This window comes from Streptomyces sp. NPDC048331 (genome assembly GCF_043201215.1).
In the GTDB taxonomy this organism is placed as follows: Bacteria; Actinomycetota; Actinomycetes; order Streptomycetales; family Streptomycetaceae; genus Streptomyces.
The window spans coordinates 171,010-184,469 of the sequence record NZ_JBICYT010000014.1 but is presented as its reverse complement, the minus strand read 5'-3'; the positions used below and the strand labels follow the sequence as shown (position 1 = coordinate 184,469).

Below are 13,460 nucleotides of genomic sequence, written 5' to 3'. Positions count from 1 at the left end.
ACGGACCCGCGGAGCCCTGCCCCTTGGCAGACTGGCCGGATGATCGAAGCAGCCGTCCGCCGGGCCCGCGCCGCCCGGGTCGACTGGATCCGGCCGCGCCTGACGCGCTGGGCCTGGGCGGCCGACGCGCTCCTCGCGCTCGCGCTGGCCGTCGCCACGGTCGCCCGCGACCTGAACCGCTCGTACGTCGACATCGGGGAACCACCGCCCGGCGGCGGGATCCCGCTGCCACCGCCTCCGCCGCCCGTACATCCGGCCGAAGTGCCGGGCTCCGCGCAGCTCGTGCCCTTCCTGCAGCACACCCTGCCACCAGTGGCGCCGTGGGAGCTGTTGGCGGCCGTGCTCACCGCGGCGCCCCTGCTGCTCCGTCGCCGGTTCCCCCTGACCGTCTACTGGGCGGTCATGGGCGCGACGGTGCTCTTCCACCAGGGGCACGTGGCACAGGACGCCACGACGGTCGTGTTCGCCTCCGGGCTGGTGGCCGCGTACAGCGCGGCGATGCACAGCCCGCACCGGATCTCGGCCGTGCTGTCGGTGCTCGCCGGGATGGTCCTCACCGCCGCCTTCCCCCTGATCCCCAAGGTGGACGGGGGAGTGGTCCCCGTACTCGTGCTCCTGCCGGCCGGCTTCGCCGCCCACGGCCTCCACCGCTGGCGCGAACGCCTGCGCGTCCTGCGCCAGGAACAACGCGAGCAGCTGCGGCGGGCGGTGGAGCAGGAACGCGCCCGCATCGCCCGGGAACTGCACGACGTGGTGACCCACCACGTGAGCATGATGACGATCCAGGCGGGCGCCGCACGCAAGGTGCTCGACGCCTCGCCCGACCAGGCCCGTGAGGCGATGCGGGCGGTCGAGACGGCGGGACGTACGGCGATGTCGGAACTACGCCACGTGATGGGACTGTTGACGATGACCGACGGTGACGGCGACGGCGACGACGGCCGCTACGGCGGCACGGACCCGGCGCGCGACGTGGACCTGGCTCCGCAGCCCGGCCTGGAGCGGCTGGAGGAACTGGCCCACCGTGTACGGGAGTCCGGAGTCACCGTCGACCTGGCGATCCGCGGCGGCCGGCCCGAGCTGGCCCCGGGCGTGGACCTCGCCGCCTACCGCGTCGTCCAAGAGGGACTGACCAATGTGATCCGGCACGCGGTCGGAGCCCGCGCGTCGGTGACGGTGGAGTACGCACCCGGCGAACTGCGGGTCGAGGTGGCCGACACGGGCGGCGCGCCCCGCACCCCCGCGACCCCGGGCGGCGGCCGGGGCCTGGTGGGCCTCCGCGAACGGCTCGCGATGTACGGCGGTACGCTGCGGGCGGGTCAGGGCCCCCGCGGTGGGTACCGGCTCCGCGCCGTGATCCCCGTGGAGGAGACATGACCGAGGCGGCCCCGGCGGCACCCCGCGTGGTGATCGTCGACGATCAGGCCCTGGTACGCACCGGATTCCGCATGATCCTCACGGCGGACGGCATCGACGTGGTCGCGGACGCCGCCGACGGGGATCAGGCGGTGACCGCGGTCCGGCGCACCCGGCCCGACGTCGTCCTGATGGACATCCGCATGCCGGGCACCGACGGGCTGGAGGCGACCCGCCGCATCCTCGCCGACGAGGGGACCCCGCCCCGCATCGTCATCCTCACCACCTACGACCTCGACCGGTACGTGTACGCGGCCCTGAGCGCGGGCGCGAGCGGCTTCCTGCTCAAGGACGTCACCCCGGAGCACCTGACGGCAGCGGTCCGCCTGGTCCGCTCCGGGGACGCGCTGCTCGCCCCGACGATCACCCGGCGGCTGGTGGAACGGTTCGCCACGGCCGGGGAGCGTACGACGCCCCTGCACCGCGACCTCGACACCCTGACCCCGCGCGAGCGGGAAATCCTCGAAGCCCTGGCCCGCGGCCTCAGCAACGCCGAACTCGCCGCCCGCTTCCGGCTCAGCGAGGCCACGGTCAAGACGCACGTGGCCCGGATCCTGTCCAAACTCGGGCTGCGCGACCGCGCCCAGGCGGTGATCGCCGCGTACGAGACCGGCCTGATCACCCCCGGCACCCGCTGAGCACCCGAGGACCTACGGCGCGCCGGGAAGCCGGACCGTGACGAGGAGACCGCCGTCAGGGCGGGGTACCAGGTCCAGGGCTCCGCCGTGGGCGCGGACCACACTGTGCACGATGGCCAGGCCGAGGCCGACGCCGGCGTGCTCGTCGGTGCGCACGCGCTCCGCCCCCCGCCGGAACGGTTCGGTCAGGGTGGGCACCAGTTCCGCGGGGAGCGGGGGGCCGGTGTTCTCGACGCGGAGCACGCTCGTGTCGCCGTACACCTCGGTGTGGACCGTCACGGTGCCCCCGGCGGGCAGGTTGTGGACGACGGCATTCTGGACGAGGTTCGTCACCATCCGCGACAGCAGCTCCGCGGAACCCTGGGTCCGCGCCGGCCCGCCGGTGACGTCGAGCGTGATCCGGCGCCGCTCGGCGAGGGGGAGCAGCGTTTCGGCGGCCTCCTCCGCGAGGAGGGAGAGGTCGACGCCTTCCCGGGAGAACTGTCCGCGGTCGCCGCGGCTGAGCAGCAGGAGGGCCTCGGTGAGGTCGATCGCCCGCGTGTTGACCACGTACAGGCGCTCGATGAGCTCGCCCCGGTCCCGTGTCGGGTCCTCGCGCGCGACATCGATGAGCGTCCGTGAGATCGCCAGTGGGGTACGCAGTTCGTGGGACGCGTTCGCGGCGAACCGCCGCTGCTCCGCGACGTGCGACTCCAACTGTTCGAGCATCGAGTCGAACGCGTCGGAGAGCTCCCGGAACTCGTCCTGACGGCCCCGCATCCGGATCCGGTGGGACAACGACCCGTCCCCGGCCCTTCGCGCCGCCTCCGTGATCCGGGTGAGCGGTGCGAGCATCCGGCCGGCGAGGATCCATCCCCCGACGAGGCCGAACACGAGCAGGAAGGCCATCGCCACGGCCGCGGCGGGGGCGAAGGTGTGCACCAGCAGGTAGCGGTTGGGCGAGATCCCGAGCAGGCCCTGGGAGTTGTCGGGCACGTAGCGCAGCAGGTACACCCACACCACGGCCAGCAACAGGGCGCCGGCGAGGGCCAGGAAGCCGACGTAGCTGAGGGTGAGTTTCAGTCGGGCACTGAACCCCGGGCGTCTGGTGCCGTGACCGGAAAGGTTCACCGGGTCGCGCTGCCCGGCACGGCACCTCGCCGCGTTGTCGGACCACGGCGGTACGTCCGGTACGAGCCGTGGCCCTCCGCCTTGCGTTGCACCGCACCGGACAACGCGACCCGGCAAACCTTTCCGGTCACGGCACTAGCCACGCGTGCCGCCGGGCGCGGTGGGGCCCGTGCCGGTGTCGATCCGATAGCCGACGCCGGACACCGTGGCGATGATCCATGGTTCGCCGAGCCGTTTGCGCAGCGCGGAGACGGTGATGCGCACGGCGTTGGTGAGGGGGTCGGCGTTCTCGTCCCAGGCCCGTTCCAGCAGCTCCTCGGCGCTGACGACCCCGCCCTCGGCGGCGACCAGGACGTCCAGCACGGCGAACTGTTTGCGGGTGAGGGCGACGTAGCGCCCGTCGCGGAAGACCTCCCGGCGGAAGGGGTCGAGTCGCAGCCCCGCGATCTCGCGGACCGGGGGCCGGGCGTGCCCGCGTCTGCGGTCGAGCGCCCTCAGCCGCAGGACGAGCTCGCGCAGTTCGAACGGCTTGGTGAGGTAGTCGTCGGCACCGAGCCCGAACCCGGAAGCCTTGTCGTCGATCCGGTCGGCGGCGGTGAGCATCAGGATCGGGATGCCGCTGCCGGAGGCGACGATCCGCCGGGCGACCTCGTCGCCCGAGGGAGCGGGGATGTCGCGGTCGAGGACCGCGAGGTCGTAGGAGTGGACGCTGAGCAGTTCCAGGGCGGAGGCGCCGTCGCCGGCGATGTCGGCGGCGATCGCCTCCAGCCGTAGACCGTCGCGGACGGCCTCGGCCAGGTAGGGCTCGTCCTCGACGATCAGCACGCGCATGCCCGAAGCTTAAGCAGCGCAGCATATCGCCGACGTATGCGACGACGGGTACCCCCGTTCACGCGACCCGGCCCGCCGGCGCGGGCGCCGGGGTGGGGCGAGGTGGGTCGGACGGCGCCCCGGTCGTAGTGCGCCACCAGCGGCGCGACGCGAGCGCGGCCAGTCCGGCACCGGCGGCGTTGACCAGTACGTCGTCCACGGAGGACACCCGGTCCAGCCGCAGGACGTACTGTGCGGTCTCGATCAGGATCGAGCAGCCCGCCCCGAGGGCCAGGATCCGCGGCAGGGAGGCCGCCGCCGTGAACCGCATCGGCGCGAAGAAGCCCAGCGCCGCCAGGACCAGCAGGTTGCCGACGATCCCGAGCGGTCCCATCGTGACCAGGTCCCGCAGCGGTACGAGGCTCACCCGGGCGGGGACCACGCCCGCCCCGCCGCCCGGCATCATGGTCATCCACACGAACGGCAGCGTCCCGTGGACCATGCCCACCTCGGCGAGCGACAGCCGCCACGCGCACGGGAGGCCGGCGGCGCGCCGACGGCGCGCAAGGGCCCACGCCACCAGCAGGGCCACCGGCAGCGTGGCCCATGTCATCAGCACCACGCCGTTGAACGTGTCGAGGCAGCCGTGCCACCGCCCGGCCGCGCACGCCGGAGCGGACATCATGAGCGGCCGCCGCACGACGTACGCGGCGCCCGCCAGGCCGAGGACCGCCAGGCCCAGGAACAGGATCGTGCGGGTACGACGGGGCGGCGGCGCCGGCAGGGGTGCGTCTTGGCTCATGCCGACATTCCACGCGCGGCGCCGTTGCGGCGGCGTATCCGGTTCTCGATACGCCCGCGATAGGTGCGACACGTGCGAGGTACGCGGTGCGGGCGCCCGCCCCTCAGGGCGTCTCCCGGGTGCGGGTCCAGGTCAGGAGCTCGTCCGCCGGCCAGGTGTTGATGACGCGCTCGGTCGGAACCTCGCACTCCACCGCCCTCTCGCAGCCGACGATCTGCCAGTCCAGCTGACCAGGGGCGTGCGCGTCCGTGTCGACCGCGAAGAAGGTGCCGGCCGCCACGGCGAGCCGCAGCAGCCGCCGGGGCGGGTCCAGCCGCTCGGGCCGGCTGTTGATCTCCACGGCGGTACCGGCCTCCGCGCAGGCCGCGAAGACCGCCTCCGCGTCGAACCGCGACTCCGGCCGGGTCCGGCCGGTGACCAGCCGCCCCGTGCAGTGGCCCAGGACGTCCATCAGCGGGTTCCGTACGGCCGCCACCAGCCTCCGGGTCATGCCGGGCGAGTCCATCCGCAGCTTCGAGTGCACCGAGCCGACGACCACGTCGAGCTGTTCCAGCAGCTCCGGTTCCTGGTCCAGGGCCCCGTCGTCGAGGATGTCGCACTCGATCCCGGTGAGCAGCCGGAAGGGCGCCCAGGTGTCGTTGAGTTCGGCCACCACCCGTAGCTGCTCGCGCAGCCGCTCCGGCGAGAGTCCCCGCGCGACGGTCAGGCGCGGTGAGTGGTCGGTGAGCACGGCCCATTCATGGCCCAGCCCGGCCGCCGCCCGCCCCATCGCCTCGATCGGACTTCCGCCGTCGGACCAGTCGGAGTGCACATGGCAGTCCCCGCGCAGGGCCGCCCGCAGCGCGGCGGCGGCGGGTGTGGCCGGCGGGCCCTCCGGGAGGGCGGCGATCTCGTCCTCCAGCGTCTGCAGGTAGCCCGGGACGGCCCCGCCGAGTGCTTCCTGGACGACCTGGGCCGTTTTCGGGCCGATGCCCTTCACGGCCTCCAGGGAACCGGCGGCGACCCGCTCGGCCACCTCGGTCTCGCCCATCCGGGTGATGGCGGCCGCCGCGGACCGGAAGGCCCGTACCCGGTAGGTGGGAGCCTGCGCCCGCTCCAGCAGGAAGGCGATCCGGTCCAGCGCCGCAACCGGGTCCATCGCGTACCTCCTGCCCGCCGCCCCGCTTCCCGCCCGCTTCCCGACCCAGTGTCCGGCGCGGGAGGCGGCTACGCCTCTCCGGCCTCCCGGGGCACGGCTGCGTCGAGGGCGGCGGTCAGGCGGTTCAGCCGGGTCTGGAGGTCGAGGACCTCGGCGAGCTCGAAGCCGGTCGCGGCGGCGATCCGCCGGGGCACCTCCACCGCCCGGACGCGCAGTGCGGCGCCCTCCTCGGTCAGGTGGGCGTGCACGGACCGCTCGTCCTCGGTGCTGCGCTCGCGGCGGACCAGTCCGGCCGCCTCCAGGCGCTTGAGCAGCGGGGACAGCGTTCCGGAGTCCAGTCGCAGGTGCTGCCCGATCTCCTTGACCGGCATCTCGCCGTGTTCCCACAGCACGAGCATCACCAGGTACTGGGGGTAGGTGAGCCCCAGATCCTTGAGCACGACGCGGTAGAGGCCGCCGAAGGCACGGCTCGCGGCGTTCAGCGCGAAGCAGATCTGTCCGTCGAGGCGCAGGAAGTCCTGGTCGGCGTGGGTCGCGGTGGGCTGCTCGGTCATGACGCCCAGTGTACCCGGGAAGAACTTGCGAGGCATTGAATTGTGCACAACTGAATTGTGTGCTCTAGTAGTGGAGCGCGGCCGACCACCGGCCGCCACCACGGTTCATTTCTGCGAGAGGACCTCTCATGGACGCGCTCTACACCGCTGTCGCCACCGCCAACGGCCGCGAGGGCCGCACCGTCAGCTCCGACGGCCAGATCGATCTCGCCCTCGCGATGCCCCCGGCGCTCGGCGGCAACGGTCAGGGCACCAACCCCGAGCAGCTCTTCGCGGCCGGCTACGCGGCCTGCTTCGCCAGCGCGCTCGGTCTGGTCGGGCGCCAGGCCAAGGCCGACACCAGCGAGGTCTCGGTCACCGCGGAGGTCTCCATCGGCAAGGACGGCGCCGGCTTCGGCCTCGGCGTCACCCTGCGCGTCGAGCTCCCCGAGTCCCTCGCCGGCGAGACGGGCGCCCTGCTGGTCAAGCAGGCGCACGAGGTCTGCCCCTACTCCCGCGCCACCCGCGGCAACATCGACGTGGACCTCGTGATCGAGTAAAGATGCCGGACACCCGGCGGGCGGCCACCATGGAGGGGCATCACTCCTCTGGGGGCCGCACGCCAGGAGGCGCCGGTGGCGCACACCTACACCACGGACGTACTGGTCGTCGGCGCCGGCCCGGTCGGGCTGACCGCCGCCGCGGAGCTGCGCCGACGAGGCGTCTCCTGCCGGATCGTCGACCGGCTGCCCGCCCGGTTGCCGTTCGCGAAGGCCGTGGGCATCCAGCCGCGCACCTTCGAGGTGTGGGACCGCATGGGGCTGGCCCGCACCGCCCTGGAGGCGGCCGTCCCGATGCGGGGCCAGTTCCTCTACGTCGACGGGGTCGAACAACCCCGCATCGACCTCTCCGTGCCACCCGAAGTCCCCTACGGATTCGCGGCGCTGCCCCAGTACGAGACCGAGCGCATCCTCGACGAGTACCTGGGGCGCTTCGGCACCGAGGTCGAACGCGGCACCGAACTGGTGTCGTTCGTCCAGGACGCCGACGGGGTGACCTGCCGGCTGCGCGCCGCCTCCGGGGCGGAGGAAGAGCTACGGACCCGCTTCCTGGTGGGCTGCGACGGCGCCCACAGCATCGTCCGCAAGGGACTCGGCCTCAGCTTCGAGGGCGGGGCCTTCGCCGAGGAGTACATGCTCGCCGACGTACGCGTCGACTGGGACCTGCCATCCGGATACGCACTGCGTGCCATGCACCTGGGTGGTGACGGGGCGGTCGACGACGTGCTGGTCTGCATCCCCCTGCCCGGACGCGGCCGGTACCGCATGTCGATGATGGTGCCGCCCGAACTCTCCACCGCGGGACAGGCCGGGGCCGGCTCCGACGGCATCACACACGGCCTGCAGAGCGGGCGGGGACCGGAATCGGCCGACATCCAGGCCGTCCTGGACCGGCTCTCACCGAAGCCCACCACCGCCTTCGACATGCGTTGGACCTCGGTGTTCCGCATCAGCCACCGGATCGTGGACCGCTACGGCGACGGCCGGGTCTTCGTCGCCGGCGACGCGGCCCACATCCACCCGCCGACCGGGGCCCAGGGCATGAACACCGGCATCCAGGACGCGTGGAACCTGGCCTGGAAACTCGCCCTGGCCTGTGAGGGCGCAGCCCACCCCGGCCTGCTCGCCGGTTATGACGCCGAGCGCCGGCCCGTCGGCGAGGAGGTCGTCGGCCGCACCGTCCGGCACGCCGTCGAGGGCATGGAGAACGACCCCGACGACCCGGCGACCCTGATGTTGCGCGAGGCCCAGCTCCTCGTCGGCTACCGGGGAAGTCCGTCCGTGGACCCGACCGGCGAGGGCGGCGGCCCCCGGCCCGGCGACCGGGCACCCGACTGCGCGGGCCTCACCGGGCCCATCACCGGCTACCCGATGCGCCTGTACGACGTCCTGCGCGAGCGGGACCACGTACTGCTGCTGTACGCGGCCGGCTTCGCACCCGGCCCCGGGCTCGACGAGCTGGTACGGACGGCCCGGGAGTCCGCCGGCGGACGGCTGGAGGTCTGCCTGGTGCTCGCGGCCGACGCGGACGCCGACGCGAACGCCATGATCGAGGCCGACGGGAGGACGCTGCCGACCTACACCGACAGCCGGGGCGAGTTCGCCCGCCTGTACGCGGTCGAGGAGCCCACCGCCTTCGTGATCCGCCCGGACGGATACCTCGGCGCCCGACTCTCCCCACCCGCCCCGCAGCAACTGGCCGCACACCTCGCGAAAGTCTTCGCCACGAGCCCCCCGAACTGATCCGTCAGTCCTGAGCCCCGGCGTCGGACCGGGCGGCCTCCCGACGCTGCCGCTTCCCCAGCGGGGCCAGCGACATGTCCTGGGCCTGCGACTTCAGCTGCTTGAAGCCGTACCCACGCTCGGCCAGCCAGCTCTCCGCTGCCAGCTCCGCCCGCGCCGTCGCGTCCAGGATGTCCTCCTCGACCTCACCCGAATCCAAGAAGCGGAAGGTGAAGAAGGGGCGCGCCGCGAGGTCGTACGAGAGGTGCCCCTCGGCGGTGAACTCCGCGCGCAGCATGTCGTGCTCGGGCGCGGCGGCGAGCAGCTCGGCCCTCTGCTCGTCGGTCAGACCGTCGAAGGAGCCGCGAACGGTGATACGGAAGATACGGGTAGCGCTCATCCCCGGAGCCTAGATCGGACACTCCGTCCCATGCACCCGGATATCCGCCGGTCCGCCCCGCCCGCCACCTCGTGAACGGTCGACGCAAGGCCGCGTACACCGCACGGACGCCCCGAAAGCCCCCACCGGAAGCCCGTTTTGGATTGCCGGACGATCCTCAATACGATCCGGCGATGATCACAAGAAAACGGCTTGCGGTCGGGGCGTGCGGCCTGCTCGCCGCCCTGGCCGTCGGGCTCTTCCCGGCGAGCGCCACCGCCGCCGACGAACCGACGGCGAAGGAACCCCCCAAGGTCGACCTCGTCCTCGACGTGAGCGGCTCCATGCGGGCCGACGACATCGACGGACAGACCCGCATGGCCGCGGCCAAGCAGGCCTTCAACGAGGTCATCGACGCGGTCCCGGCCGAAGTACGCCTCGGCATACGGACCCTGGGGGCCAACTACCCCGGCGACGACCGGGCCACGGGGTGCAAGGACACCAAGCAGCTCTACGCGGTCGGCCCCCTCGACCGGACCGAGGCGAAGACCGCGGTGGCGACCCTCGCCCCCACCGGCTGGACGCCGATCGGACCGGCCCTGCTCGGCGCGGCCCAGGACCTGGAAGGCGGCAACGGCTCCAAGCGGATCGTGCTCATCACGGACGGCGAGGACACCTGCGCCCCGCTCGACCCGTGCGAAGTGGCGCGCGACATCGCGGCCAAGGGCATCCACCTGGTCATCGACACCCTCGGCCTGGTCCCCGACGCCAAGACCCGGGCCCAGCTGACCTGCATCGCCGAGGCCACCGGCGGCACCTACACCTCGGTGCAGCACAAGGCGGACCTCTCCAGCCGGGTGAAACAACTCGTCGACCGGGCCGCGGACCCGGTGGTCAACCCGGTGGCCACCGAGGGCGCCAAGCAATGCCAGGGCGCCCCGCAGCTGAAGGCCGGCCTCTACAGCGACCGCGAGACCTTCGGTGAACACCGCTGGTACCGGGTCGACGTCCTCCCCGGCCAGGAACTGCGGGCCTCCGTCAGCATCGGCGCCGACCGCGCCGTCAACAACGACTACGGCGTCCTGCTGCGCGCCACCACCGTCCACGGGCGGGAGATCGTGCGCGGCTCCGACGCGGGTGACGGACGCACCGACGTCCTCTCCACCGGCCTGCGGTACCCGAAGGCCGAGATCGACGGCGCGGACTCGGACGACAAGCCCGCGCCCGAGACCGTCTGCCTCCAGGTCAGCAACTCCTTCTCCGCTCCCGCCTCCGTCAAGACGACCCCGGGCATGCCCGTCGAGCTGACCATCGACCTGGTGGACGGCCCCGACGAGGCCTCCGACGTCGCCGCGTTCGGCCTCGGCCGGGGCTGGTGGCTGCTGGCCGTGCCGGCGCTCGCCGGACTGCTCGCCGGTCTGGTGTGGGGATGGATCTCCCGCTGGCGCATCTCCGTCTGGAGGACCAACTGATGCGTAGAGTAGGCACACCGACCGCGACCCTGCTGGCCACGGCAGCAGCCCTCACGGTGGCGGGTACGGCCGTGGGCACGGCGGTCGCGGACACACCCTCGCCGAGCGCCAGCGCCAGTGCGAGTCCGGGCGGGGCCAAGGCCGAATCGGCGCCGACCGAGGCCGGCACCAGCTTCCGTACCGCGGCCGCGTTCCGGCCGGGCCAGAAGGCCACGGCCGGTGCGTCCAGCGGCGACTACCTCTACTGGGTGGTGCCGATCGACGCGCAGCAGCGCGCCACGGTGAAGGCCGCCGTCACCCTGCCCGAGTCCAAGGCCCGGCACGGCGCCTCGACCTGGCAGCTCGACGTGTACGACGGACTGCGCCGCCGGCAGGCGTGCGCCTACGGCACGCAGAGCGCCGCCGCGGCGAAGGAAGCCGCCACGGTCGAGCTGTCCTGCACCCTGCGCACCGTACGGGCGGGCGCCGAGCCGTGGGCCAACGACCCGCTGCCGGGCAGCTACTACGTACGTCTGACCGTCGTCGACGCGCCGGAGGAGGACCTGGGCCTGCCGGTGAGCGCGGCCGTCGAGGCCGAGGTGAAGGAGATGGGCGGCGTCAGCGCGGTGGACGGCGCGCTCTCCACCCCGCTGGTCGCCGGCACCGTGACCGCGACCCTGCGCGAGCCGGAGGACGGCTGGTCCGGCGGCTGGTGGTCGGACCGCTGGATCTGGACCGCGGCGGGCGGCGTGCTCGCCGCCCTCGCGGGCATCCTCGGCCACTCCCTGACGCGTGGCAGGGGCCGCCCGTCCAGGGTCCCGCCGGGCGCCTGAGCCCCGGGGAGGCCGCGCCCGCCGGGCCGCGGCCTCCCCACCTCGTGCCGGCCGTCCCGGCGGGCCGCGCCGCTCTCCTCCTCCGGTCAGCGACCGCGGGTGAGCCGTGTGCCGAAGTCGGGCTCGGCCAGGGCCCCCTTGACCGCGACGGGCACGTTCTTCGCACCCTCCCCGCTGCCGACCGTGAGTACGGCCACCTCCGTCCCGGCCTTCGCGGTGTGCGGTAGCGGTCCGGCGCCGGCGGGGACCGTGAGGGACAGTTTCAGCCGCTGGCCCGGCACGCCGATCACGTTCAGGTCCTTGGTGGCCACCAGCGGCGTACGCCCGCCGAGCCCGTCGTCCAGGTGGCCGACGACGTCGCCCTTGCGGACCACCGGGGCCGCGGCGAGAGCGTTCCGTACGGCCTCGATGATCTTCTTGCTGTTCGCCAGCACCAGCTTGAGGCTGTCGGCGCCGTCCAGGTCCGGCCCGTCCGCATGCTGATCCATCAACGTGCCGAGGACCAACGGCGTCTCGTCACCGATCGTCCTGTACGCCGCCCACATCAGGGTTCCGCCGGCGGGGGTGCTCGAACCGGTCTTGATCCCCCGGATGCTGAGACTCCCGTTGTTGAGAAGGATGTTGTTGTTCTCGAGCCGCTCGGGCAACCCCTTGATGGTGGCGTTCGGCAGCCCCACGATCGTGCGGAACACCTCGTCCTTCATGACGGCTTCGGCGAGCTTGAGCTGATCGGCGGCGGTGCTGACGGTGGCCGAGTCCAGACCGCTGGGGTCCGTGTACGTGGTGTTGTCCATGCCGAGTTCCTTGGCGGCGGCGTTCATCTTCGCGACGAACGCGGCCTCGGAGTCGGTGCCGGAGTCCCAACGCGCCAGCAGGCGGCCGATGTTGTTGCCTGACGGGATCATGAGCATCTTGAGCATGTCCTGCTGGCTGAACTTCTGTCCGACGGTCAGGCCCCGGATACGGGACTCGTGTTCCGAGCTGCCGTCCGCCACGGCCTTCGCGTCGACCGTGATGTCCGGACCCGGGTCGGACCTGCGCAGCGGGTGGCTCTTCAGGATCACGTAGGCCGTCATCACCTTGGCGACACTGGCCGTCGGGACGGGCTTCTGCTCGCCGAAGGTGCCGAGGTCGCCGGCGCCGGAGATGCGGACGGCGCCCTGGCCTTCGGCGGGCCAGGGGATGGAGAACTGCCCGTCGACGGTGCGGTCGGTGTCGGCCGCGACGAGCTGCGGGGTGGGGAGCGGGCGCAGCAGCTGGGCGCCGACGCCCGCGCCTACGAGGAGGAGCAGGATCGGCGTCCATATCTTGACGCGGCGCACCGCGGTCCGGCGCGGGGTCTCCGCCGGGGGAGGGGTGTTGGTGAGGTCGGCCAGCAGCTCCAGCGGGGGCAGCGGCGCGGCGGGGGCCGGCGCGGCCGCCCGGGCCTCGGGGGGCCGAGGCGCGACGGGCGCGGGCAGGTCGACGTCCTTGAGGGCGACGAACTGACTCGTCCGCTCGGGGTCCGCGTCGGCGTCCGGCTCGGCCTTCCGCGCCCAGGACGGAGCCTTCCGCGGGCCATCGGGCTCGGTGGCCTTCTCCTTGGGCAGGGCGATGAGCATCGTCCGGTCGGACGGTGCTTCGCCTGCGGTGTCGGTGTCGGTGTCGGCGTGGGGCGTGCCCTGGCCCGCGCCCGGGGTTTTGCGGGGGTCGGGTCGGGTGGGCTTCTGCTTGGGCGGGGTGATGAGCATCGTCCGGTCGGACGGTGCGTCGTCCACCGTCTCGGCGTCGGCGCCGGAGGCATCCCCGCCCGGAGCGGATGGGGCGTCGCCCTGGTCCGGGGAATCGGGTCCGGCGTCGCCGTCACCGTCGGTCTTCGCCTCCTGCTCGATGTCGGCCTCGGAGCCCGTCTCGCCGGCGGGTCCGGCGTCGTCCTCGCCCTCGGCCTCCGGCTCGGCGTCGGAGGGGGCCGTGCCCTCGGCTTCGGTTCCCGGCGCGGCGTCGGCCCGTGTCGTGGGCTCGGCCTGGCCTGCGGTCTCGCCCTCGGGCTCCGCGTCCGACTCAGCTGCGGTCGCGGGCTCCCCGGCGG

At 73.1% G+C, this 13,460-nt stretch carries 12 protein-coding genes and 1 pseudogene; 6 read left to right on the top strand and 7 right to left on the bottom strand.

Annotated features, from left to right (window positions below; all coding sequences use genetic code 11):
• Positions 1-39 precede the first annotated feature (39 nt).
• On the top strand, positions 40-1,377 hold the full coding sequence (locus ACGFYY_RS21810; RefSeq protein WP_393711485.1) for a sensor histidine kinase: 1,338 nt from the start codon (positions 40-42) through the stop codon (positions 1,375-1,377).
• Positions 1,374-2,054, top strand: a complete 681-nt coding sequence (locus tag ACGFYY_RS21805; protein WP_393711483.1) for a response regulator — start codon at positions 1,374-1,376, stop codon at positions 2,052-2,054. The genes ACGFYY_RS21810 and ACGFYY_RS21805 overlap by 4 nt, the downstream gene beginning before the upstream one ends.
• Before the next feature lie 12 nt (positions 2,055-2,066).
• Here the strand turns inward: ACGFYY_RS21805 and ACGFYY_RS21800 are convergent, their stop codons facing one another.
• The 5 genes from ACGFYY_RS21800 to ACGFYY_RS21780 form a co-directional block, all read right to left on the bottom strand.
• The gene (locus tag ACGFYY_RS21800) at positions 2,067-3,164 is read right to left on the bottom strand and encodes a sensor histidine kinase (protein ID WP_393711481.1); all 1,098 of its coding nucleotides are present in this window, start codon (positions 3,162-3,164) and stop codon (positions 2,067-2,069) included.
• 135 nt (positions 3,165-3,299) lie between these two features.
• Positions 3,300-3,995, bottom strand: a complete 696-nt coding sequence (locus ACGFYY_RS21795; protein ID WP_393711479.1) for a response regulator transcription factor — start codon at positions 3,993-3,995, stop codon at positions 3,300-3,302.
• A 58-nt stretch (positions 3,996-4,053) separates the two neighbouring features.
• Entirely contained in the window at positions 4,054-4,776 is a 723-nt protein-coding gene (locus tag ACGFYY_RS21790) for a VanZ family protein (protein WP_393711477.1), read from the bottom strand.
• A gap of 103 nt (positions 4,777-4,879) precedes the next feature.
• Positions 4,880-5,914 (bottom strand): PHP domain-containing protein, encoded by a 1,035-nt coding sequence (locus ACGFYY_RS21785; RefSeq protein WP_393711475.1) that lies wholly within the window; start codon positions 5,912-5,914, stop codon positions 4,880-4,882.
• A 68-nt stretch (positions 5,915-5,982) separates the two neighbouring features.
• Positions 5,983-6,468 (bottom strand): MarR family winged helix-turn-helix transcriptional regulator, encoded by a 486-nt coding sequence (locus tag ACGFYY_RS21780; RefSeq protein ID WP_393711473.1) that lies wholly within the window; start codon positions 6,466-6,468, stop codon positions 5,983-5,985.
• Positions 6,469-6,596: 128 nt separating this feature from the next.
• On the opposite strand from ACGFYY_RS21780, the gene ACGFYY_RS21775 reads away from it, so the two are divergent.
• Entirely contained in the window at positions 6,597-7,007 is a 411-nt protein-coding gene (locus ACGFYY_RS21775; RefSeq protein ID WP_030770995.1) for an organic hydroperoxide resistance protein, read from the top strand.
• Between the two features lie 75 nt (positions 7,008-7,082).
• Entirely contained in the window at positions 7,083-8,750 is a 1,668-nt protein-coding gene (locus tag ACGFYY_RS21770; protein WP_393711471.1) for an FAD-dependent monooxygenase, read from the top strand.
• Between the two features lie 4 nt (positions 8,751-8,754).
• On the opposite strand, the gene ACGFYY_RS21765 is transcribed toward ACGFYY_RS21770, so the two are convergent.
• The gene (locus ACGFYY_RS21765) at positions 8,755-9,129 is read right to left on the bottom strand and encodes a DUF6204 family protein (protein WP_393711469.1); all 375 of its coding nucleotides are present in this window, start codon (positions 9,127-9,129) and stop codon (positions 8,755-8,757) included.
• 173 nt (positions 9,130-9,302) lie between these two features.
• On the opposite strand from ACGFYY_RS21765, the gene ACGFYY_RS21760 reads away from it, so the two are divergent.
• Together ACGFYY_RS21760 and ACGFYY_RS21755 are read left to right on the top strand one after the other, a co-directional pair.
• Complete coding sequence (locus tag ACGFYY_RS21760; RefSeq protein ID WP_393711467.1) at positions 9,303-10,580, top strand: VWA domain-containing protein; 1,278 nt, start codon at positions 9,303-9,305, stop codon at positions 10,578-10,580.
• Positions 10,580-11,392, top strand: coding sequence for a hypothetical protein (locus tag ACGFYY_RS21755; RefSeq protein ID WP_393711465.1), 813 nt, complete (start codon positions 10,580-10,582; stop codon positions 11,390-11,392). Before ACGFYY_RS21760 ends, ACGFYY_RS21755 begins: the two co-directional genes overlap by 1 nt.
• 86 nt (positions 11,393-11,478) lie before the next feature.
• Here ACGFYY_RS21755 and ACGFYY_RS21750 read toward each other — a convergent pair.
• Positions 11,479-13,460 (bottom strand): annotated as a pseudogene (locus ACGFYY_RS21750) (D-alanyl-D-alanine carboxypeptidase); the annotation flags it as partial.

What these genes read in the sequence shown, in the direction of transcription:
- ACGFYY_RS21755 (WP_393711465.1), top strand. Translation starts at nt 10,580, where the DNA reads ATGCGTAGAGTAGGCACACCGACCGCGACCCTGCTGGCCACGGCAGCA.
- ACGFYY_RS21785 (WP_393711475.1), bottom strand. Translation starts at nt 5,914, where the DNA reads ATGGACCCGGTTGCGGCGCTGGACCGGATCGCCTTCCTGCTGGAGCGG.
- ACGFYY_RS21765 (WP_393711469.1), bottom strand. Translation starts at nt 9,129, where the DNA reads ATGAGCGCTACCCGTATCTTCCGTATCACCGTTCGCGGCTCCTTCGAC.
- ACGFYY_RS21805 (WP_393711483.1), top strand. Translation starts at nt 1,374, where the DNA reads ATGACCGAGGCGGCCCCGGCGGCACCCCGCGTGGTGATCGTCGACGAT.
- ACGFYY_RS21795 (WP_393711479.1), bottom strand. Translation starts at nt 3,995, where the DNA reads ATGCGCGTGCTGATCGTCGAGGACGAGCCCTACCTGGCCGAGGCCGTC.
- ACGFYY_RS21760 (WP_393711467.1), top strand. Translation starts at nt 9,303, where the DNA reads ATGATCACAAGAAAACGGCTTGCGGTCGGGGCGTGCGGCCTGCTCGCC.
- ACGFYY_RS21780 (WP_393711473.1), bottom strand. Translation starts at nt 6,468, where the DNA reads ATGACCGAGCAGCCCACCGCGACCCACGCCGACCAGGACTTCCTGCGC.
- ACGFYY_RS21775 (WP_030770995.1), top strand. Translation starts at nt 6,597, where the DNA reads ATGGACGCGCTCTACACCGCTGTCGCCACCGCCAACGGCCGCGAGGGC.
- ACGFYY_RS21790 (WP_393711477.1), bottom strand. Translation starts at nt 4,776, where the DNA reads ATGAGCCAAGACGCACCCCTGCCGGCGCCGCCGCCCCGTCGTACCCGC.
- ACGFYY_RS21810 (WP_393711485.1), top strand. Translation starts at nt 40, where the DNA reads ATGATCGAAGCAGCCGTCCGCCGGGCCCGCGCCGCCCGGGTCGACTGG.